This window comes from Vibrio sp. 10N.222.48.A3, assembly GCF_041475345.1.
GTDB lineage: Bacteria > Pseudomonadota > Gammaproteobacteria > Enterobacterales > Vibrionaceae > Vibrio > Vibrio tasmaniensis_A.
This window is the reverse complement of sequence record NZ_JBFRVX010000996.1, coordinates 1-726: the sequence shown is the minus strand read 5'-3', so window position 1 is coordinate 726 and position 726 is coordinate 1. Positions and strand designations below refer to the sequence as shown.

Here is a 726-nt window from a genome sequence, read left to right as displayed (position 1 = left end):
TGCAACTAAAAACTAAACTAAAAGTGGAGCTCTCATGGCTAAGCACCTATTCACTTCTGAATCTGTTTCAGAAGGCCATCCAGATAAAATTGCAGACCAAATCTCAGATGCTGTTCTTGATGCCATCATTGAACAAGATCCAAAAGCACGTGTTGCTTGTGAGACTTACGTAAAAACCGGCATGGTTATGGTTGGCGGTGAAGTAACCACGTCTGCATGGGTTGATATCGAAGAAATCACTCGTGAAACAGTTCGTGAAATTGGTTACGTTCATTCTGATATGGGCTTTGACGCTGACTCTTGTGCAGTACTAAACACAATTGGTAAGCAGTCTCCAGACATCAACCAAGGTGTTGATAAAGCCGATCCTAAAGATCAAGGCGCAGGCGACCAAGGTATCATGTTTGGTTACGCGACTAACGAAACACCAATCCTAATGCCAGCTCCAATTACTTACTCTCACCTTCTTGTTAAGAAGCAAGCTGAAGTACGTAAGAGCGGCAAGCTTGACTTCCTTCGCCCAGATGCGAAATCTCAAGTAACGTTCCAATACGACCAAGGTAAGATCGTTGGTATCGACGCTGTTGTTCTTTCAACTCAACACTGTGATTCAGTAACAACACCTGACCTACGTGAAGCGGTAATGGAAGAGATCATCAAGCCAGTACTTCCTGCTGAGTGGATCAACAAAGACACTAACTTCTTCATCAACCCAACAGGCCGTTT

General features: G+C 43.9%; 1 protein-coding gene. It reads left to right on the top strand.

The window, feature by feature from the left end; all coding sequences use genetic code 11:
* Positions 1-34 precede the first annotated feature (34 nt).
* On the top strand, positions 35-726 hold a 692-nt coding region (metK, locus tag AB4653_RS22860; RefSeq protein WP_372105399.1), incomplete at its 3' end, for a methionine adenosyltransferase.